We start from the raw sequence: 20188 nt of genomic DNA, 5'->3' as shown, positions 1-20188 counted from the left end.
AATAATGGCTGATTTTCAGCAAGGTGCGTAACTTGAGTTATTTAAGTGTCTGGGTGGCTCTGGCCATGGTGGCCGGGCTGGTTGGTGGAACACTGTTTCCATCACTCTTTACCACCTTGGGAAGCTGGGAGTACGCCAGCATTAATTTTGTCATTGCAGTGCTGATCTGGTTGATGATTTATCCGATGATGATGCAGATTGACTTTACCGCGGTAAAAAACATCCATCGTCGTCCAAAAGGTCTGATTGTCACGCTGACCGTCAACTGGTTGATTAAGCCATTTACCATGGCGCTTCTGGCAATTCTGTTTATTCGCTATTTTTTCGGTAGTTTTACCGGTCTTATTTCACCAGAGCTTGGTGACGAATACATTGCCGGAATGATCCTGTTGGGTGTGGCGCCCTGTACCGCCATGGTCTTTGTCTGGAGTCAGCTGACCCGTGGTGATGCCAATTACACACTGGTTCAGGTGGCGGTTAATGATCTGGTGATGGTGGTGGCTTTTGCACCGATAGCTGCGTTTCTGCTGGGAGTTACCGATGTTATCGTACCCTGGAGTACGCTCTTTCTTTCCGTCGTACTATTTATCATTATCCCGTTACTGGCTGGGTTGATAACCCGAAAGCTTCTGCACTCTGAGCAGGCGTTACAGAGCTTTGGCCACCGGGTAAAACCGTTATCAATCCTCGGTTTGATCCTGACCGTAGTGCTGCTGTTTGGTTTTCAGGCACCACGGATTCTGGCCAATCCTGTCGATATCGTACTGATCGCTATCCCGTTAATTATTCAGACAATACTCATCTTCGCTATTGCCTACTACTGGATGTACAAGTGGAAAGAACCGCACAGCATTGCCGCACCTGGTGGGATGATTGGTGCTTCCAACTTCTTTGAACTGGCCGTTGCCGTAGCGATCAGTCTGTTTGGCCTGAACTCCGGAGCTGCACTGGCGACAGTGGTTGGTGTATTGGTTGAAGTACCCATCATGCTGGCGCTGGTGGCTTACGCCAATCGTACCCGTGATCGTTTCCCGGTCGCTCACGCCAGTTAATTATCTTCACGTTGACTCGACTACCGGCAGGTTCCGGTAGTCATCCAATCCCTTGGAAATGCATTAACCCGGATATTTCATAAACTGCCCCGAATCTCGCGCAGGACTTTGTCGCTCTAAGGGATTTTGCGATGGAGCGCTGTACCGGGGAGTACGGTCGACTGAGCAAAACTCCCATAGAGCGGCAAAGGACAAGCGAGAACGGGAGCACGTTTATGAAATATCCGGGTTAAGAGATCAGGAAAAAAATTATGTCTTCTATTACTGTGTTTGATCCTGCCATGTGTTGTTCTTCTGGCGTTTGTGGTTCAAAGCCTGACCAGAAGCTGTCTGTTTTTTCAGCCGATCTGAATTACCTGGAATCACTGGGACACCGGGTTACCCGTTATAACCTGGCTCAGGAGGCAGCTGCTTTTGCCGCCAACCTGACGGTGAAGGCCATGCTGGAAGCCCATCAAACGGAAGCACTGCCCATCATTATGCGCGACGGTGAAGTGGTCAGTTACGGAACTTACCCGACCCGTGAGCAACTGGTTGCCATGGCTGCTGGGGAGCCGATTGCAACAGCGGAAGCTGAATCGGCAACGACTGCTTCTGGCGGTGGTTGTGGTTGCAGTGGTGGCTGTTAAGGAGTGACGTGATGAAATTCCTGGAAAATATGCCACGGGTGCTGTTCTTTACCGGCAAGGGGGGCGTAGGTAAAACCAGTACGGCTTGCGCTACCGCTGTCCGTCAGGCCATTGCCGGAGAAAAAGTATTACTGGTGAGTACCGATCCGGCATCCAATGTGGATGAGGTACTGGAAACCCGGTTAACGGGTGAACCGATCGCGGTAAACCAGGTTGAAAACCTGTTTGCCCTGAATATTGATCCTCGGGCGGCGGCCGCCGCCTATCGGGCAAAGGCTATTGATCCATACCGGGGTGTACTGCCTGATGCGGTTCTTGAAAATATGGAGGAGCAGCTGTCCGGGGCCTGTACCCTTGAGGTTGCTGCTTTTGATGCCTTTACCGAACTGCTGGCCGATGAGCAGGTTACTGCAGAGTTTGACCGGGTCATTTTTGATACGGCACCCACCGGCCACACCCTGCGACTGCTTTCTCTGCCCAGGGCATGGACGGGCTTTGTGGAGGACAATACGACAGGGTCATCCTGCCTTGGCCCCCTGGCGGCGCTGGAAAAACAGACAGCACTGTATGCCCGGGCCGTGGAGATTCTTGCCGATGAAAGCCAGACCCGATTGGTGTTAGTCACCCGCCCTGATGGCGCAGCCCTGAAAGAAGCCGCACGCACCAGTGGCGAGTTGCTTGAGCTGGGTATTACTAATCAGCATCTGGTGGTGAACGGAGTATTCACAGCGACGGATGTTAATGATCCGGTTGCCATTGCCTTGGAGAGTCGTGGCAGAAATGCGTTGAGTGATATGCCAGGGCAGTTGCGTCATCTGCCGGTTTCGACCATTGCCATGTCGGCCAATCCTCCTATCGGTATTGAAGGGCTGAAAACGTTTTTTGATCACAACCCCTGTAAAGTTGCAGCGGAACAGGAACGATCAGACACAACACCGGAAAGTGCTGATCTGAACCAGTTTATTGATGGTCTGGCAGCCAGTGGCCGTGGCATTGTGATGACTCTGGGTAAAGGCGGGGTGGGCAAAACCTCCATCGCCGTTATGATTGCCAGAAAACTGGCTGAACAGGGCTTACCGGTTACGCTCACGACAACGGACCCGGCTGCTCATGTACACGATGCTGTCGGTCAGGTGACGGATAACCTGGTGGTTGAGCGTATCAATCCTGTTGAAGAGATTGAACGCTATCGAACAGAGGTGTTGGCTGACGCAACTCATCTTGACGACGATGGACGTGCGCTGCTGGAAGAGGACTTGAGATCCCCCTGTATTGAAGAGATAGCGGTCTTTCAGGCATTTGCCCGTACCGTGTTTAAGGCCGATAACCGCATTACCGTCATTGATACCGCTCCTACCGGGCATACAATCTTACTGCTGGATGCTGCCCAGAGCTATCACCGGGAGGTATTGAAGCGTGGCGATGCTCACTCAGAAGAAGTGACCGGGCTGCTGCCACGATTGCGGGATCCGGAGTTTGCCAGGCTGTTGATTTGTACCTTGCCGGAAGCGACACCGGTTCATGAGGCCGCCGAACTCCAGGAAGATCTGGCCAGGGCCGGCATCAAACCAGCGGGATGGGTAGTGAATCAGTCACTGACACCGCTGGAGGTAACCGATCCACTGCTGGTATCCCGTCGGAGCAGGGAGGCAGAATATCTTAATGAGATTACCTCCAGCCACAGTGACGTTATGTACCTTCTTCCCTGGCAGGAAGGTGGGTTGAATTAATTAATCGTTCTAACTTAACGGAGGAGAGTTGTCCTCCGATTTTGGCGTGTTGCTGCTTCTTGAAATGGCCATCCGTAGTGAGCTAATTCCCCGGCTCAGCAAGGCAATTCAGGACAAACGTTATTAATCCTGTATTGACTATTCCATACAGGATCTTCTGACGCAAAGAGTACTGCAAATGGTCTGTGGTTATGAGGATGCCAATGACAGCAACCATTTGCGCAAAGGCCCCAGTTCAAGATGGCTGTCGGTCGCAGCCCCCTGAATGATGAGGATCATCCATTTTCCATTTTTTCCATGTTTGAACAGTAAATGGTTATTCTGGTTATGCGTCCGATCCATATACCCGAGTTTAGGTTCTGCCCGAATCAATTAGTGACCTTTGACATCTGAAAATAATCTGAGACTTTTTCAAATTCATCTACACTAGCCAGCGAAACCTGTTGAGTTTGTTAGCAGCTGGTCTCTATGGAACCGACCACCAATACATTTGTTTCTTGTGCACCAATATACGATAGCTGCTTCGATGATGGCGCGTCGGGCTTTGGCAGTCGGAAAGTGGCGTCTGTTCCGTGTCGTAACCACCTGTCTTTCGAAGGGGTTTCCCAGCAGGCTGATCAGCAGCTGGTGTATGAGCGCATTTGTCTACCGTATGAACCGTATGAAGAGATGGCCATACCATTGTTGCCTGTGAAGTCGTCGGGGAAGTTGCCTGTGACCGAGGCAGCATGCAGCGATCACGGTCGTTCTTGCCAACCCCATTGCGAGGCTCTGCCACTGCAAGTCTGTCGTTCCGGAAATATCGCAGAGTTCCGGCGGTTACTGGCAACCAATCCCGGTATCGCCCAGCAATGGTTCCGTTCGGCGGCTACCGGTTGCGATGTCACCTTGTTGCACATTGCTGCCCAAAATGGCCACGAACAGATTTTACAGGTTCTGCTTGAGGCCGGGGCTGACGGCCATGCTATCTGCGGAGACATGACGGCACTTTTTCTGGCTGTGAGCGAAGGGCACGAGGCGTGTTGGCAAGCACTGCTCAGTGCCGGAGTGGACCCCAATACTCCTCGAAAGACCGGTGTCACTGCTCTTTTGTGTGCTGCCCTGCAAGGCAATCAGAGGGCTGTGGAGGCCCTTGTCAGCGCCGGGGCCAATATACATTCAACCTTTATGGGGGGGGTGACGGCTCTGCATATGTCCGTCTTGCAGGATGATGATGAGGTGGCACAGACGCTGATCAATGCCGGGGCTGATTGCAATGCGACCGATGATGGCAATGAAACACCACTGTTGATTGCCATCCGCGAAGGTAGCGTAAAATGCGCTCAAATGTTAATCAAAAATGGAGCGAGCCTGGACGTGGCCAGCAAGGATGGAACGACGCCCCTGTATCTCGCCGTTAAAAAAGACTGTGAGGAGATTGTCCAGGCACTGCTCAGGGCTGGGGCAGCGGCCAATCCGGTTCCTCTCTGGGATGGCACAATGCCGCTGCATATTGCCGTACTCAATGGCAATAAGAAAATTACCAAAGCCCTGGTCAAATGTGGAGCTAACCCTGATGTCACGGATGAGGTAGGTACAACCCCCCTCCACATCGCTGCACGGGAGGGTCACGAGCAGTGTCTCAAAGTCTTGCTCAATGCCGGGGCAAATACCGACATTGACCGAAGTCTGGATGGTGAGACGCCTCTGCTGTCTGCTGCCAAAAATCGTCAATCGGACAATGTGAGGATGCTGCTTAATGCCGGGGCAAAGAAGAAGTGCCCTGTTCAGTAAGAAATCGGAGCACACAGTGAATCATACCATTGCTCAAATCAATGTTTCCCCTCCTGAGGTTGCGCAAGCTTCCTGTCCGGTTTGTCAGAGAGGGTTATCCAATAACAGGGAAGTGCTCATGGCCAAATGCGGGCACCGTTACCATGAGGATTGCATTGAATGGTGGTTGGATGGTAAGGGAGTCAGGGAACGAAACTGCCGGGAGTGTGATGCTACAATCGTGCCACTGGTGCGTGAGGCTGGAGCCGCATTCAATGAGTCTTCGCTGTACTGTGAATCGCAGCCTCTGCATGTTTGTCGTACCGGCAATGTACAGGCGTTGCGACATCTGCTGAATCTGCATCCAAATCTCGTTCGTGAGCATTTTCGTGCAGCCGCTACAGGCGAATCGGTCCTGCTGTTGCATGCTGCTGCCCGGGAAAACCGCAGCAAGTGTATACAAGCCCTGGTTGAACACGGGACAGATCTGAATGGCCCCAAGGAAAACGGTGATAACGCACTGCATATTGCGGCTGAAGAGGGCAACATTGAGTGTTTGAAAGCCCTGATCAACGGCCAGGTGGATATTAACGCCACCACAGCGTTCGGTGCTAATGCGTTGCACCTTTGCGCTGCAAAGGGCCACCATCACTGCCTCCGGCTCCTGATCAAGGCGGGTACGGTTGTTAATGCCCAAGCCAGTTTCAACAAAAAAACGCCGTTACATATCGCCGCTGAGGGAGGGCACCTCGAGTGTCTGAAATTCCTGCTTACTGGCGGGGCTGATCTTGCCTGTATCACCACTGAAGGCAAAACAGCGCTGCATATTGCCGCTGAAAGAGGCCACAGTGATTGCCTGAGAATGATGGCTACCTGCGGCGTGGATATTAATGCTGCCAATAATAAAGGTAAAACCGCCGTACACCTTGCTGCCAAAAGAGGGCATGGAGAGTGTCTCAAAGTCCTGATCAAGTGGGGAGCGGATCTCAATGCTGCCACCAGTGAAGGAAAGTCTGCGCTGTATCTTTGTGTGGAAAAAGGCCACAGCGATTGTGTGCAATTGCTGGTTGACGACGGGGCAGATCTCAATTCCCTCACCATTCTTGGCGAGTCAGCACTGCATCTCGCTGCCAGGGAAAGCCAAATTGAGTGCATGCAAGCCATTATCAAGGGCGGAGCTGAACTCAATATCACCTCAACTCACGGTGATACCGCTGTGCACATTGCAGCTCAGGAGGGTCGTCTTGATAGCTTACGAATCCTGATCAAGGCGGGTGCAGATCTCAATGCCACAACAGAAGGCTGGACAGCCTTGCACCTGGCGGCAAACAATGGCCACAGTGGCTGCGTGGCGGCACTGATCAGTGGAGGGGCGCAAATCAATTCGACCGTTGAAGGCTGGGCTGCGCTGCATTTCGCCGCCCAAAGAGGCCATAGTGAGTGTGTACAGGCACTGATCAACGGCAATGCCGACCTTAATACCACTGCTGAAGGACAGACAGCACTGCACCTCGCCGCCAGCCATGGCCACAGCGAGTCTGTTCGAATCCTGACCCATGGCGCAGCGGATCTCAATATCACCACACCACAGGGCGAGACAGCACTGCACCTGGCCGCCAGCCATGGCCACAGCGAGCCTGTTCGAATCCTGATCCATGGCGCAGCGAATCCCAACGGTACCACAATGCAAGATGAGACAGCACTGCACCTGGCTGCCAGCCATGGGCACAGTGGTTGTGTGCAAACCCTGCTCAACGAAGGGTTGGTGCTCAGTGCCACTGCTAATGGTTGGACAGAACTCCATTTTGCTGCCCATGGAGGCCATAGTGAATGTATCCGGGTGCTGATTGCCAATGGTGCCGCGCCTGATGTTACCAATAATTACCGTAGAACTCCGTTGCACCTGGCTGCTCTGGCAGGCCACAGTGGGTGCATTGAGGTTCTGGTCAAGGCCGGGGCCGATATCGGCGCTAAATCGTACTTTGGCAGAGCTGCGCTGCATCTTGCTTCCCGGGAAGGCCACAGGGATTGCTTGCAAGCACTGATTGATGGTGGTGCGGATTGTGATGTCATCAGGGCTGACCTTGGTAAAACCGCATTGCATTTTGCCGTTCAGGAAGGTCACTGGTACTGTGTGCAAACGTTGATTGACCGCGGAGCTGATCCCAATATTACCACCGAGGCTGGGGAGACAGCATTGCACCTGGCCGCTTCAGGGAACTCCAGTGAGTGTGTGGAAATCCTGACGGAAGCCAAAGCCGATGTTAATTTAAGAACAGTTTATGGCAAGACAGCACTCCACCTGGCCACCATCAACGATCATGTTAAATGTGTGCGGGCCCTCATCAATGGTGGGGCAGATCCTGATGCCACGACTGGTAGGAGTGATCATCCCAAGGTAACGGTGGGCAATGACTATTCCCTGGATCATCTCAGGGACTACCATTGGACAGCAGTACACCTGGCTGCTCACTTTGGCCGTATCAAGCCTCTGAGGGTTCTTATTCAGAGAGGGGCAGATCTAAACGCCACCAGTACTGACGGTTGGACCGCATTGCACCTGGCTGCCAATAGTAACCATAAGGCGTGTGTGGAAGCCCTGGCTTGGGCATCTGCTGATCTTGATGTTACTACGAATCAGGGGAAAACAGCACTGGAACTGGCCGTCGAACAAGGCTTTAGGGATTGTCAGAAAGCTTTGGTCAGCGCCCGTGAATGCCACAAAAAAAAATGCCCTGTGCAATAAACCTGTCACTCAGCTCGTTGTCCGAGAATTTTCCTAAACCAGCTAAAATGCAGGGAATTTTCAGAATCCTCCGTGGGAATGCAGACTGTCCCTCTAATCTACTTTTCCCTGCTGCCTGGCATTAACCAATAAAATCGATTTATTCTCCTGCTGCAGTTCCCCGCACTCCCGAACAAGCCCCCGGATCCTCGCCTTACCAGAATCCCGCTCCAAGGCTTCAGCAGCCTGAATGATCTCTTCCGGGTGATAGCCACAAAAAATCCACTGAGAGTTATGGTAAGTTAGTACTATCGGGAAGCAGCAGAACAACCATTCACCGTCATTGCCAATCAATCCCTGCAAGATCCGGGTCTCAGCTTTGAGGCGACTGGGTTGCTGGCCTTTATGCTGACGTTGCCTGCCAACTGGAAATACAGCCTGGATTGGCTGATGCAGCAAAAGCAAAAAAAGCCGCGACAAACTCAAGCGGTTACTTGTTTATCTGAAAGGTTCGAGTAGCAATATCAAAAGTGATTGAAACTGGGCCTTTTTCTGTTTTAACGACATTTGATGCATCAATATTAAAGAAGTCCCGTACTTGATCATCAGCATTAGGCCCAGCTAAATAGGTAGTCCCCGGATTCTCTTGCACTGCTTCTTTCCAATCTTTAGCTCTACCGTCGCAACCTTGAACTTCCAAAGGACAATACCAATTCATCATTGCCCGCATCTCTGGATTTAATAAGTGGCACAGATCTGCGCCAGATATATGCCATACATCATAAAACTCACCATCATCAGGAACATGAACAAGAAATAAACAATTAATAAGACATACAGCTTGAACATTCCTATCCATTTCAATCAATGAGCGGTCATCAGTTCCCAACGTTTTAATTCCAGCATCATTATATTCATGAGAAGACTGAAATATAGAATATGCGCCTAATGGTTTAGCTTCAGGGCTATCGGTTTGTGGATTATCAAGACCAGGCGTTTTATGAGTATCAGCATTCACCTTTTGGGAAGTTCCCGGCAGATCCGACTCCGTTGACGGCTGGCCAGCACCAGTAACCGTCGAAAATAGAGGATAGATATAAGAAATCATAAGACACACTCCAATATTTATTATTTCGTTGTTTAGTGCCTGTCCGGCACAGGGTTTTCGCTTGATCGTATAGACAACAAAAAAACAAAAAAAATCCAGAGCCTTTACCAGCAGCTCAGATTTCCCGGAAATACCCAGAAAATAAGGGTTTCAGCCGGTTCAGCCAGCCATAACCAAAAAGCGTGCCACCAGAAGAAGATGACCGCCGGTTCACCGCTTTGCAGGGTATTAGCGCTTTCCCGCAGTAACTCGTTCCCACGGTCCTCCGTGGGAATGCATACCCCAAGCTGCCAGCCAGTAAATGCGCCAGGAATGCCTGCAAGCTCCCGTATGCATTCCCATGCAGGACCCACAGGGCCTAAAAGCATGGGATTGAGGTGCACGGGTATTAGCGCTTTCCTGCAGTAGGTATAAATATTTCTATATTTTTAGAAAAATAGTTGAAGCTGATTTTTCATTAACCTAATATACGCCCATCAACCAGCTACAGGCTGATGATCCCATGGGAGGAAGCGGTCACTGATCTTATCGACATAAAAGGATCAGGCAGGTCAGCAAGCGAATTTTTTCAAGTTTATATTACTATTTTTCTGGAATTATTGATATGAGCATGCAGCAACAGATAACTGATGTTATCGAGCCGGTCATCAAGCCGGCACTGGAATCCAGCCTGGGCGCTGATATGGCCCAGAGTCTGGTAGATACATTGGGTACTTTTATTTTTCTGGCCGGTGAGCTGACCATTCTGTTCCTGATTGTCAGCTTTATTATCGGCGTGATTCTGGAGTATATGCCAGCGGAAAAAATTCAGAAGATACTCGGTTCCAAAGGCGGCAAAGGTTATGTTTCCGCAGGCCTTCTGGGGGCGCTGACACCGTTCTGCAGCTGCTCTACCATTCCGATGCTGACCGGGCTGCTTAAAGCCCGGGCAGGGTTTGGGCCGACCATTACGTTCCTGTTCACCTCGCCACTGATGAACCCGATTATCATGGGGCTGTTGTTGGCAACCTTTGGTATGAAGGTAACGGTCATTTACTTCGCCATTGCGCTGACCTTTTCAGTAGCCGGTGGTTATATTCTGGAGAAAATGGGCTTTGAACGTTATGTTCGTAGAGATGTTGTCTATGGTGAAACGGCTGTAGCCAGTTGTTGTGGCAGCAAGCCTGCGCCCAAGACCAGCTGTTGCGATGCTACGCCTGCGTTAGACGTCCCATCTGTTGATAACAACAGCAGTTGCTGTGATAGCAAGCCAGCTCCGGCGATTTCTGCTTCTGGTTGCGCAACCGCCTGTGGCAACAGCAAGCCCAAAAGCGATGATCGCTGGGGCCGCATCTGGGGTGAAACCTGGAGCCAGTTCAAGAAGATCTTCCCGATCCTGATGCTGGGTGTGGGTATTGGTGCCTTTACTTATGGGTTCATTCCTGCGGACTTTATTGCCCAGTACGCTGGTCCGGACAACCCACTGGCGATTCCATTTGCAGCAATTATTGGTGTGCCTCTGTATATCCGGGCTGAAGCGGTAATCCCACTGGCTTCTGCCCTGGCGGCCAAAGGCATGGGAATGGGGGCTCTGATGGCGTTGATTATCGGCAGTGCCGGTGCCAGCCTGACGGAAGTGATTCTGCTGAAGAGCCTGTTCCGTAACCCGATGATTGTTGCCTTCCTGGTGGTGATTTTCACCATGGCGATCTCTGCGGGTCTGGTTATGACCTTTATCTGACACTTGTTGAATATTCCCCCCAGCTGCCGGTCTTTCCTGAGAATATCAAGATGAAGGCGACCGGTCTGGGGAGGCACACTTCATTACCTTAAAGCATGTCCTAAAAAAGGCAGGAGCATTGTCGAAGAAACTTTCTGACCGGATTTTTCAGAATTCACAGGGGATTTACCATGCCTTCTTTGCCTTCCAGGGATCAAGTGTGTCAGACGCTTCAAAACCTTGCTAATACAGGGGGCATTGATAAACCAGTCCGCCTGAGTGGCAGTCATCAACTGAAAACAGATAAGCCAAAAGTTAACTGGATGAGCCGAACGATCCAATCATTAACGCCTCAGAAAACAGTTTCCAGCCATGGTCAGCAGGAACAAAAAGCGGTTGATTTGATCGGGGAATATTCTAATAAATCATTGAGTGCAAGAGAAATCACTGTAGGACAAGCCTTGCTGTTACTTCAGTCGCCAGCATCAGATAAAGAATTTCTTGAATATGTGAATTCAGACCAGTTAAAGCTTGATACAGATATTGGTAAAATAATTTTCAACGATTATCTGGAACAAAAAATATCAAACGGATCTGAACATTCAGTTGGTGCTCTTGGCAAAGTCAATCGCTTGATTGAAGAAATCCCTGACTCCTCTGAAGCCGCGAGAACTCTGGCTGACCAGTGGTTGATAAGCCAGAAAATGAAACTTTTGGACAATACCCCTGCGTGTGAAAAAGTTGTGCAGGAAGTTCTGAGCACACCAGATTCCAGTATGGGCAAGCCTTCATTTGACGACCAAGAGTACTTTCAGCATATGAGACAGGTTTTACCTGACTATTTGCAAAGGGTAGAAATGGTGGCAAATCTACCAGCTTCGGAGCTGGAAACATTGAAAAAGACAATGGATGAAAAAGGGGTGCCACCGTTAGATCCACTCTACCAGAGTACGTTGGCCCATATTGCTTCAGCATCAGGGCAAAATCCTGACGTTGCTATCAAAACAACCATAGAAAGTTACCATAATTATCTGACTCTCATCGAAAATGAGAAACAAGCAGTAAGCCAGTCATTAGAAGAAGACCGGCTTGAACTCAAAAAGTTTGAAGAAGAAAAAGCGACAATGAGTAATGAGGACATACAGGAGTCTTTATGGGTAGGTCATACTGGCATTCGTATTGCCAGTAATGAAAATAGATTGCAAGTACTCAGTGAATGGAGTGATTTTTTGAAAGCAGAACTGAAACGCTTAAACTCAGAATAGCTTGGTGAAACGGCTGCAGCCAGTTGTTGTGGCAGCAAGCCTGCGCCCAAGACCAGCTGTTGCGATGCTACGCCTGCGTTAGACGTCCCATCTGTTGATAACAACAGCAGTTGCTGTGATAGCAAGCCAGCTCCGGCGATTTCTGCTTCTGCTTCTGCTTCTGCTTCTGGTTGCGCAACCGCCTGTGGCGACAGCAAGCCCAAAAGTGATGATCGCTGGGGCCGCATCTGGGGTGAAACCTGGAGCCAGTTCAAGAAGATCTTCCCGATCCTGATGCTGGGTGTGGGTATTGGTGCCTTTATTTATGGGTTCATTCCTGCGGACTTTATTGCCCAGTATGCCGGCCCGGACAACCCACTGGCGATTCCATTTGCAGCAATTATTGGTGTGCCCCTGTATATCCGGGCTGAAGCGGTAATCCCACTGGCTTCTGCCCTGGCGGCCAAAGGCATGGGAATGGGGGCTCTGATGGCGTTGATTATCGGCAGTGCCGGTGCCAGCCTGACGGAAGTGATTCTGCTGAAGAGCCTGTTCCGTAACCCGATGATTGTTGCCTTCCTGGTGGTGATTTTCACCATGGCGATCTCTGCGGGTCTGGTGATGAGCTTTGTCTGATCCTTTGCATCACGGGCTTGTCCCGTGGATGCGGTTGTTATGGTTGCCTTACTCGAAGCTATCTGCCCAGGAAGTGTCGGTCATGCGAGGGTCGTCGATCCGCTGGCCGAAGCAATTGTAGTGATTTTCCTTGACCTGTTTGAAGACAAAAGGCTCGAACAGCATTCGGTAGACTTTTGTTTTAGTGCCGGTCGCATTTTGCCGGAACATGCTTTCGATGAACTGTTCCTGTTCAAGTTTTTTCAGGCATTCACTGACTCGATGCTGACTCGATGCCGGGTTATGCCAACCATATCACCAAGGATTTTCTGACTGGGCCAGCATTCCCCGTCACTGTTGGCAAAGGTGGCCAAAACAATCAGCAGCAGCCGTTGAGTAGGCAGTAGGTTTGCCATCTCATCGGTATGTATTTTCACTCTCAACAATCTCATCACTCCGATTGTGTACGCGAACGAAATCATGGCTATACTACTCCCTGAGCTGTTACTCAGCGAGTGATAGCTCATTGATCAGAGAGAAGCCCGACGAGGAGTTGCTGCTCCGCTTGAGTCGGGTTTTTTCTTGCGTGTCAGAAACATAGACTCTGTTAAAAAATAGGCAAGAAAAAAGGGGTCGTGGACACGATAGGGCTGTTCGATATGAACCGGGGAATTGATCGAGATCTCGACACAAACAAGATAAAGAACAGTATCAAAGAACAAGTTGCGCAATGCGGCCTGTGTGGGTGAACATAACACGATTATTTATTCGCTGATCTATTTGCTGATCTATTTGCTGATCTACTGCACAAGCACGGCTGACTCTTTAAGAGTCAGCCAATTAAAGCCATGGGGTAGTGTGAGTATTCAGTTTATCCATCACCAAAGGGAGGTTTCTGCCTCAGGGTAATCACTATGGGCTGATGATTGATTAGCCAAGAATCGACAATGTTGCCTGCAAAATAATCAGGTTGACAATATCAATAAAGAAGGCGCCGACAATCGGCACAACCATAAAACCCTGGGGTGAAGGGCCGAAGCGGTTAACCACTGAACCCATATTCATGACCGCTGTAGGTGTTGCCCCCAGACCAAAGCCACAGTGACCACTGGCAATAACGGCCGCATCATAGTCTTTCCCCATTACCCTGAAGGTCACCACATAAGCAAAGATGGCCAGCATGGCGGACTGTGCCAGCAATATGATCAGGATCGGGATGGCCAAATCAAGAATATTCCAGAGTTTCAGGCTCATCAGGGCCATGGCCAGAAACAGTGCCAGTGAAACCGTGCCCAGAACATCGACGGTTTCAATATCCAGCTTCTTCACCCTGGTGACTTCCAGCGTGTTGGTGATCATAACGCCGATAAACAGGGCATAGACAAAATCCGGAATCATCAGCCATTTGACCTCGAAGCTGTTGACCCAGATTTCCAGGTACTTGGCACCGGTCACACAGATCAGAATCATGAACAGTGATTCAATCATCTTTTTTGAGGTGACCTTGTCTTCTTCATTTTCGTTGTAGGTCACCAGTTCCGGAAACTGATCATGGGTTCTATTGGTGTTACCGTATCTGGATTTCAGTCCAAATTTGTCCACCAGGCGCTGTGCCACCGGGCTGCCAATAATACCGCCCATAATCAGGCCAAAGGTTGCTGAAGCCATGGCAATCTCAAGCACATTGTTCATGCCGTACACGGTCTGGAAGGTCTGGGACCAGGCAGCACCAGTGCCGTGACCACCGGAAAGGGTGATTGATCCGGCAATTAATCCCATCAGCGGGTCAAGCCCCAGCAGGGTGGCCAGTGACATCCCCAGGCCATTTTGCAGCACGATGTACAGGGACGCCACGGCAAGGAAGATCAGCACCTTGACCCCACCTTTAATAAGCTGGGTATAGCTGGCAGCCAGGCCCACCGTGGCAAAGAACATCAACATAAAGGTGTTCTGCAGGGGCAGGTTGAACTCAATATCGATGCCATTGAAGTGAAGCCCGGCAATAACGGCGGCAATGATCAGTCCACCAACAATGGGCTCAGGAATATTGAATTTCTTCAATATCGGAATGCGGGCGTTGATAAAATGCCCCAGGAACAGCACAAAAATGGCAATGAGAAACGACTCAAGTGCGCCAACAGTCAGTAGTTGATTCATAAACCCTCAAAATAAAAGTGATCAGATACAGGCAAAGTGACCATCCAGTTTGCTGTAACCCAGTCCGGTTTCTTTTATTACTGCTATCCGGGTGGGAATCCGTTCCTTCAATGACTCAATATGGGAGATGATACCAACCATCTTCCCACTGGCATTCAGGCTATCCAACGCGCTGAGTGCAATTTCCAGCGTTTCCTGATCCAGTGTACCAAACCCTTCATCCAGAAACAGTGAATCAATACGAGTTTTGTGACTGACCAGGTCTGAAAGCCCCAGGGCCAGTGCCAGGCTGACCAGAAAGCTTTCACCGCCGGACAGGGTTTTGATATCCCTTGCGCAGTCACCCTGCCAGGTATCCAGCACTTCAAGACTGAGTTCATCATTACGCTTTCGGTTGAGCAGATAGCGGGCATGGAGCCGTTCCAGCTGTCGGTTGGCCAGAAGTATCAGATGATCCAGAGTCAGGCCCTGGGCAAATTTGCGGAACTTGTCACCTTTACTGGAGCCAATCAAGCCACTGAGTTGCGCCCAAACCAGATATCGGTGCTCTTGCGTGGCGATATCTTTGAACAGGCTGGCCTGGCCAAGACGTTTTTCGTCATCGTCTTTCAGCGCCTGAGTGATTTCGCCCTGCCGTTGATTGATTAAACGAGTACGATTGTCCAATTCGGTCAGTTTTTCAATCACTTCATCCAGTGGCAGTGTAGTCGCTGGCTGTGCGATATGTGCTTGCAGATTGGCGTCAGCCGAGGCCAGCTTGCCTTTTGCCTCATGCAGCTGTTGCTCAATACCTTGTTTCAGTTCTGCCAGTGCCTTTCGCTCTTCTTTATCCAGCAGAGCCTTCTGGAAATGTTCACTGTCCCGGAATGGACTGTCATTTAATAACGTCTGCCAGGTTTTTTCGGCCATCTTCAGACCTTCGCTCAATGTTTCCTGTTCAATGGTCTGCTGGCGAAGGATTCCGGTCAGTTGACCCAGCTGTTCATCAATCGCTTGCAACTGGTTCTGGCTTTGTTGATGGCTTGCCTTTGCTTCAACAACCAGTGACTTTAGTCGCTGTCGCTCCTTACTGACGATTTTCTGGCCAAACAGTTCGTGGCGTTTCTGTTGTTGCTGCTGTCTCCGGGCGTTGGTGTCAGCCAATAGTGCCTGATGTTCCCGGATGAGTTCGTCCGCTTTTTGCCGGTTTTGATGCTGATAACCCAGCTGCTGGGTAACGGCCCGGATGTTCTCATTCAGCACTTTCTGTTCAGCCGTGATGTTCTGCCATTGTTGCCAGTTTTTTTCCTGTTGACTCAACCATGTTGACTGCTCTGACAGGATAGGCATCTCCAGATGCAGCGCCGTCTGAATTCTCTGCCGGATTCTGTCTTCCAGAGCCTGGTTGGCGTGTTGGCTTTGCTCAAGCTGTTGGCGCTTTTCGGACAGCTGCCGGTCAATCTGGCTTTGCTGATGCTGGTTAACATCCCGTTGATGGGTGTGTTGGGTCATGTCGTTATTCAGCTGATCCAGCTGCTGCTGCTCAAGTTGAATTTGGCGATTAAGCTGACTCAGTGCATCAAGCTGCTTTTTCCGGATCTCCCCACTGTCGATAAACCGTTGAAAGTGGTTTTGATAAGCTTCAGTGTTATTGACCGGTAGTGAAAGCGACAGTGTATTGCTGGTGGCGGACCAGTCGGATGTGGCCTGGTCAATCTGGTGCTGCAGTTTGTTGATGGTCTGTTCCGACGATTCCAGCTGTACCTGCAGGCGCGCAGTCTCTTTGCCCAGCTTCTCTCCCTGAATTTGCAGCTGCTCCAGTTCCCGCTGCCTGGCTTTTAAGCGTTGTTCAGTAACTGAAATATTCAGTTGCTGATAATGTTCAATCGCCGGGTGCTCTGTAGCACCGCACAGCGGGCATGCCTCTCCTGCCTGCAGTTTGTCGCGATAGTCCTGCAGGCTGGTGATCTGCCGCTCCTGAGTTAACAACTGTTCCAGATCCTGACAGTGCTGCCTGGCATTGCGGTACTCTGCCCTGCATCCCTCAATTTTGCCGGTGTACTGCGCTACCGATTGCTGCAGGTGGCGATGGAGACTCTGTTCTTTCTGTAAATCACCGGTGCAACTGATCAATTGCTGGTTGAGGTTGTTCAGATGCAGCCATATTGGGTACTGGTCATTCCACTGTTGATGATCTGCCTGAAGCTGTTCTTCTTCTTGGCCATTTAGCAGGGTTACTTTGTGCTCAAACCGTGTTTTACTCTGGCTGGTGCGTTGTGCCAGGGTGCTGGCCAGAGACTGAATATGGGCTTCCAGTTTTCGCTGTTGTGCGCCCAGGTTCTGGCGTTCCTGCTCTGACTGATGAATGGCTTGAACAAACTGTTGTTCACCCTGGCTGGCTTCCTGACGTTGCACAAACAGGGTTTGTAATACCGGCAGCTGTTCGCCCAGCGTTTGCTGGTGCGCATTCTGTTCCAGGTAACGGTCTACCACCTGGAGCTGACCCGTCAGTTGTTCCCGGGACTGCTGGTCATCAGCAATGCTTTTGTTCAGTATGTCCCGCTCCTTTTCAGCCGCCTGCAATTTGCCGTTGATGGCCTGCTGTTCATTGGTCAGCCTTTGCAGTTCAGCGTCCAGAGGGATGACCTGCTCGACCAGCAGGGATTCGGTTTGCTCCTGTTCCTGCTGGCCGTTTTCCCAGGCGCTCAGCAGAATCTGATTCTGCTTCCGGAGGCTTTCCACCTTTTCGGTGGTGACCTGCTTTTCCTGTTGATGTTCGGCCAGTGTTTTTTGTATCTGCTGATGCTTTTGTTTCAGTTCACTCAATCGTTCCCAGTCTGGCAGAAGCTCCAGGGCGGGCAGGGCCTGCTCCAGACGGTTTAATGGCTCGCTGTGTTCTGCTTGTCGTTGAATGGCATTGTCCAATGACTCCCGGGCTTTATGCTGTTCCCGTTCTCTGCTGGCCAGCTCTTCCAGCCAACGCTTCTGCCGGGTCAGGGCGAGGCGTTCATTGCCGGTTTCCTCCTGTTGTCCGGCAAGCTGATGCTGTTCTGCTCTCAGTTCTGCCAGTCGATCGTCGTTCAGCAGGGCAATACCACCGGCCCTGGCTTTTAACAGGTCGAGTTGCTGCTCTTCGCTGCGCATGCGCTCAAAGGTTCGGCGGGAGACTTCTCCGTAAATTTCGGTACCGGTCAGTTCTTCCAGCAGCTCTGCCCGGTCATTGGCGCTGGCCTCCAGAAAAGCGGCAAAACCACCCTGGGCCAGCATCATGGATTTGGTGAAACGTCCGAAGTCCAGGCCGGTCAGCTCATTGACCTTTTTCAATTTATCGTTGATACGGGTGGTAATAATCCTACCGTCACTGCGGGCCAGCTCAACCTGCGGTGCCTGCAACTTGCCATCGGTTTTGCCCCTGGCCCGGCGTTGTGACCAGAAGGCCCGGTAGGCTTTACCTTTGACTTCAAACTCAACTTCTGCCAAAGATTCAGCGGTATGCCGGGTCATCAGCTCGTTATCGGAGGCGGAGATCGTGGTCAGGCGGGGTGTCTGGTGGTACAGGGCAAGGCAGATGGCATCCAGTAGCGTAGTTTTGCCAGCACCGGTCGGGCCGGTAATGGCAAACAGGCCATTGTTGGCAAAAGGTTCGCTCTGGAAGTCTATTTTCCACTCGCCCCTCAGGGAGTTAATATTTTTCAGGCGCAGGCTGAGAATTTTCATCAGGCGTTGTCCTTCTGGCCATGGTGCGCCAGCATGGGATGCTCTTTATCGGCTGCAAACACGTCTTCGAGTATTTCCTGAAACGCACCGGTCAGCTGCTGTAATTGTTCATCGGTAAGCTCTTCCTGCTGAAGCCGTTGCTGAAAAACATCTTCAACATTCAACTCGGCCAGACTCTCCTGGTCGGCAACGGTTAAGGATGCCGCTGCCTTTTCCCGCTTTCTTCTGACCCTCAGCAGCTCAAATGAGGACAGCTCCTCCCTGGCAAGCACCAGCTGCTCGACCCGGCTTTGCAGGTCATGGAGGTAAGCATCCGTGGTGATTTCAATCTCCAGCCATGGGTTGAGCGTCGCCTGCTGCTGATCATTCTCATTGGCTGGCTCATCGGCTGGCTCAATGGCCCGTTCACTGGCAAGAGCGGCCAGCTGCTGGTCAATGCTGTCCAGGGAGCCCCTGAGGCTGATCAGAGGCCTGAACACAGGAACCATAACGGACTCAATTTTATTCAGATCATTTCCCTTGAAGTCCACAATAATGACTTGCTTATCGGACCCGGCTTCATCAAAACTCAGGGGGATTGGTGAACCTGAGTAGCGGATATGTTCCTGCTTCGCCACCACCTGTGGCCGGTGCAGGTGGCCGAGGGCAATGTAGTGGGCTTCAGGGAATGCGGCTACCGGGAATGCTGACAGAGTCCCGATATAAATCTCACGCACGGATTCGCTCAGTTGTCCGCCAACTGTCGTTAAATGACCGGTGGCAATAATGGGCAGACGTTCCCCTGCCAGCTTTTCAGCTTCTGTGTAAATGGTCTGATAGTGGGCAGCAATCGCCTGTTGCAATGCCTGTTGTTTACCCTCACCGGTCTCTCCCGCCTGACTTTCCAGAACATCCCTTGGACGGACAAAAGGAATGGCGCAGATGACTGCACCGGGATCACCCTGACCATTGTTCAACACCAGAACCTGTTCCCGGGCGTCTTTACTGACGCCACCCACCACAAAGGTATTCAGGCAGGCCAGCAGCTCTTTCGACTCATTCAGTGTCGCTACTGAGTCGTGGTTGCCACCAATCACGATAAGCTGTTGGCAGTGGGTATTGCGCAGGCTGACAATAAAACGGCTGTACAGTCCCCTGGCATAGCTCGGTGGTGTGCCGGTATCAAAGATATCACCGGCAATAATCAGGGCATCAATGCGCTGCTCTTGCACCAGCTCGATCAGCCAGTCCAGAAAGGCCTGGTGTTCTGCTTCCCGGCTTTTGCCCATAAAGTGCTGGCCAAGGTGCCAGTCAGATGTGTGAAGAATGCGCATAATGTTCACCGGCTGCGACGACAAAAGCCATTTCTACCAGATATTCCGGGTCTGCCAGTTCGGCTTTTACACATGCCCTGCTTGGCGCACATCCTTCAGGGAACCATGCGTCCCAGACTTCATTCAATGCTGGCAAATTGGCAAAGTCAGTAAGATAGATGGTTACGGACAATATGCGTGACCGGTCGCTGTCAATTTTTTTCAGGGCCTGCTCGGCCTGATTAAAAATTTGATTGACCTGCCCTGTTATAGCTTCAGTGGTGTCCGTGTCGGCAACTTCAACAAAATGAGCGATACCATTGAAGACCGTAATATCTGACCAGCGTTTACAAGGATTAATACGGTGAATTTTCACGACTTATTGCCTTTTCAGAAACTGAACCCGGTAGAATAAAGAGCTGCTTAGCCAGCAGGGACTCTGCAGATGAAGGGATTATAGAGTGAGAACCGGGTTTTAAGAATGGCTCT

At 51.0% G+C, this 20188-nt stretch carries 17 protein-coding genes; 9 read left to right on the top strand and 8 right to left on the bottom strand.

Annotation, left to right across the window (positions count from 1 at the left end):
• Window positions 1–32: 32 nt before the first annotated feature.
• The 3 genes from arsB (at window position 33) to arsA (ending at window position 3411) form a co-directional block, all read left to right on the top strand.
• Window positions 33–1052 (top strand): ACR3 family arsenite efflux transporter, encoded by a 1020-nt coding sequence (arsB, locus tag MJO57_RS29570; RefSeq protein ID WP_256492782.1) that lies wholly within the window; start codon window positions 33–35, stop codon window positions 1050–1052.
• Window positions 1053–1303: 251 nt separating this feature from the next.
• Window positions 1304–1681 (top strand): arsenite efflux transporter metallochaperone ArsD, encoded by a 378-nt coding sequence (gene arsD, locus MJO57_RS29565; protein WP_252020897.1) that lies wholly within the window; start codon window positions 1304–1306, stop codon window positions 1679–1681.
• Window positions 1682–1692: 11 nt separating this feature from the next.
• On the top strand, window positions 1693–3411 hold the full coding sequence (gene arsA, locus MJO57_RS29560) for an arsenical pump-driving ATPase (protein WP_252020895.1): 1719 nt from the start codon (window positions 1693–1695) through the stop codon (window positions 3409–3411).
• Window positions 3412–3600: 189 nt separating this feature from the next.
• Here arsA and MJO57_RS29555 read toward each other — a convergent pair whose 3' ends face one another.
• Complete coding sequence (locus tag MJO57_RS29555) at window positions 3601–3783, bottom strand: hypothetical protein (RefSeq protein ID WP_252020893.1); 183 nt, start codon at window positions 3781–3783, stop codon at window positions 3601–3603.
• 342 nt (window positions 3784–4125) lie between these two features.
• On the opposite strand from MJO57_RS29555, the gene MJO57_RS29550 reads away from it, so the two are divergent.
• Both MJO57_RS29550 and MJO57_RS29545 read left to right on the top strand, forming a co-directional pair.
• A complete protein-coding gene (locus MJO57_RS29550; protein ID WP_252020891.1) occupies window positions 4126–5184 on the top strand; it encodes an ankyrin repeat domain-containing protein in 1059 nt (352 codons plus the stop codon).
• Window positions 5150–7909 (top strand): ankyrin repeat domain-containing protein, encoded by a 2760-nt coding sequence (locus tag MJO57_RS29545; protein ID WP_256492776.1) that lies wholly within the window; start codon window positions 5150–5152, stop codon window positions 7907–7909. Before MJO57_RS29550 ends, MJO57_RS29545 begins: the two co-directional genes overlap by 35 nt.
• 93 nt (window positions 7910–8002) lie before the next feature.
• Here the strand turns inward: MJO57_RS29545 and MJO57_RS29540 are convergent, their stop codons facing one another.
• Together MJO57_RS29540 and MJO57_RS29535 are read right to left on the bottom strand one after the other, a co-directional pair.
• Window positions 8003–8242 (bottom strand): hypothetical protein, encoded by a 240-nt coding sequence (locus MJO57_RS29540; protein WP_252020888.1) that lies wholly within the window; start codon window positions 8240–8242, stop codon window positions 8003–8005.
• Between the two features lie 136 nt (window positions 8243–8378).
• Window positions 8379–8996, bottom strand: a complete 618-nt coding sequence (locus MJO57_RS29535; RefSeq protein WP_252020886.1) for a hypothetical protein — start codon at window positions 8994–8996, stop codon at window positions 8379–8381.
• A gap of 604 nt (window positions 8997–9600) precedes the next feature.
• Between MJO57_RS29535 and MJO57_RS29530 the strand changes: the two genes are divergently transcribed.
• The 4 genes from MJO57_RS29530 to MJO57_RS29515 all read left to right on the top strand — a co-directional run bounded on the left by MJO57_RS29530 (window position 9601) and on the right by MJO57_RS29515 (window position 12887).
• On the top strand, window positions 9601–10716 hold the full coding sequence (locus MJO57_RS29530) for a permease (RefSeq protein WP_252020884.1): 1116 nt from the start codon (window positions 9601–9603) through the stop codon (window positions 10714–10716).
• Window positions 10717–10886: 170 nt separating this feature from the next.
• Window positions 10887–11960, top strand: a complete 1074-nt coding sequence (locus MJO57_RS29525) for a hypothetical protein (protein ID WP_252020882.1) — start codon at window positions 10887–10889, stop codon at window positions 11958–11960.
• A 138-nt stretch (window positions 11961–12098) separates the two neighbouring features.
• Window positions 12099–12575 (top strand): permease, encoded by a 477-nt coding sequence (locus MJO57_RS29520; protein ID WP_371924930.1) that lies wholly within the window; start codon window positions 12099–12101, stop codon window positions 12573–12575.
• Window positions 12576–12599: 24 nt separating this feature from the next.
• Entirely contained in the window at window positions 12600–12887 is a 288-nt protein-coding gene (locus tag MJO57_RS29515) for a hypothetical protein (RefSeq protein ID WP_252020878.1), read from the top strand.
• On the opposite strand, the gene MJO57_RS33525 is transcribed toward MJO57_RS29515, so the two are convergent.
• The 5 genes from MJO57_RS33525 to MJO57_RS29495 all read right to left on the bottom strand — a co-directional run bounded on the left by MJO57_RS33525 (window position 12818) and on the right by MJO57_RS29495 (window position 20075).
• Window positions 12818–12970, bottom strand: a complete 153-nt coding sequence (locus MJO57_RS33525; protein WP_371924929.1) for a helix-turn-helix domain-containing protein — start codon at window positions 12968–12970, stop codon at window positions 12818–12820. The genes MJO57_RS29515 and MJO57_RS33525 overlap by 70 nt on opposite strands.
• Before the next feature lie 514 nt (window positions 12971–13484).
• Window positions 13485–14711 (bottom strand): sodium/glutamate symporter, encoded by a 1227-nt coding sequence (gene gltS / locus MJO57_RS29510; RefSeq protein ID WP_252020876.1) that lies wholly within the window; start codon window positions 14709–14711, stop codon window positions 13485–13487.
• 21 nt (window positions 14712–14732) lie between these two features.
• Entirely contained in the window at window positions 14733–18407 is a 3675-nt protein-coding gene (locus MJO57_RS29505) for an SbcC/MukB-like Walker B domain-containing protein (RefSeq protein ID WP_252020875.1), read from the bottom strand.
• Window positions 18407–19720 (bottom strand): exonuclease subunit SbcD, encoded by a 1314-nt coding sequence (sbcD, locus tag MJO57_RS29500; protein WP_252020874.1) that lies wholly within the window; start codon window positions 19718–19720, stop codon window positions 18407–18409. The genes MJO57_RS29505 and sbcD overlap by 1 nt, the downstream gene beginning before the upstream one ends.
• Complete coding sequence (locus MJO57_RS29495; RefSeq protein ID WP_252020873.1) at window positions 19698–20075, bottom strand: RidA family protein; 378 nt, start codon at window positions 20073–20075, stop codon at window positions 19698–19700. Before MJO57_RS29495 ends, sbcD begins: the two co-directional genes overlap by 23 nt.
• Between the last annotated feature and the right edge of the window lie 113 nt (window positions 20076–20188).

The organism is Endozoicomonas sp. SCSIO W0465, from assembly GCF_023716865.1.
Classification (GTDB): domain Bacteria; phylum Pseudomonadota; class Gammaproteobacteria; order Pseudomonadales; family Endozoicomonadaceae; genus Endozoicomonas.
The sequence above is the reverse complement of the archived record's forward strand: the minus strand, read 5'-3'. Positions and strand labels throughout refer to the sequence as shown.

Coding starts and splice junctions, on each gene's coding strand:
- arsD (WP_252020897.1), top strand. CDS start 1,304: ATGTCTTCTATTACTGTGTTTGATCCTGCCATGTGTTGTTCTTCTGGC.
- arsA (WP_252020895.1), top strand. CDS start 1,693: ATGAAATTCCTGGAAAATATGCCACGGGTGCTGTTCTTTACCGGCAAG.
- MJO57_RS29545 (WP_256492776.1), top strand. CDS start 5,150: ATGCCGGGGCAAAGAAGAAGTGCCCTGTTCAGTAAGAAATCGGAGCAC.
- MJO57_RS29535 (WP_252020886.1), bottom strand. CDS start 8,996: ATGATTTCTTATATCTATCCTCTATTTTCGACGGTTACTGGTGCTGGC.
- MJO57_RS29530 (WP_252020884.1), top strand. CDS start 9,601: ATGAGCATGCAGCAACAGATAACTGATGTTATCGAGCCGGTCATCAAG.
- MJO57_RS29525 (WP_252020882.1), top strand. CDS start 10,887: ATGCCTTCTTTGCCTTCCAGGGATCAAGTGTGTCAGACGCTTCAAAAC.
- MJO57_RS33525 (WP_371924929.1), bottom strand. CDS start 12,970: ATGGCAAACCTACTGCCTACTCAACGGCTGCTGCTGATTGTTTTGGCC.
- gltS (WP_252020876.1), bottom strand. CDS start 14,711: ATGAATCAACTACTGACTGTTGGCGCACTTGAGTCGTTTCTCATTGCC.
- MJO57_RS29505 (WP_252020875.1), bottom strand. CDS start 18,407: ATGAAAATTCTCAGCCTGCGCCTGAAAAATATTAACTCCCTGAGGGGC.
- sbcD (WP_252020874.1), bottom strand. CDS start 19,720: ATGCGCATTCTTCACACATCTGACTGGCACCTTGGCCAGCACTTTATG.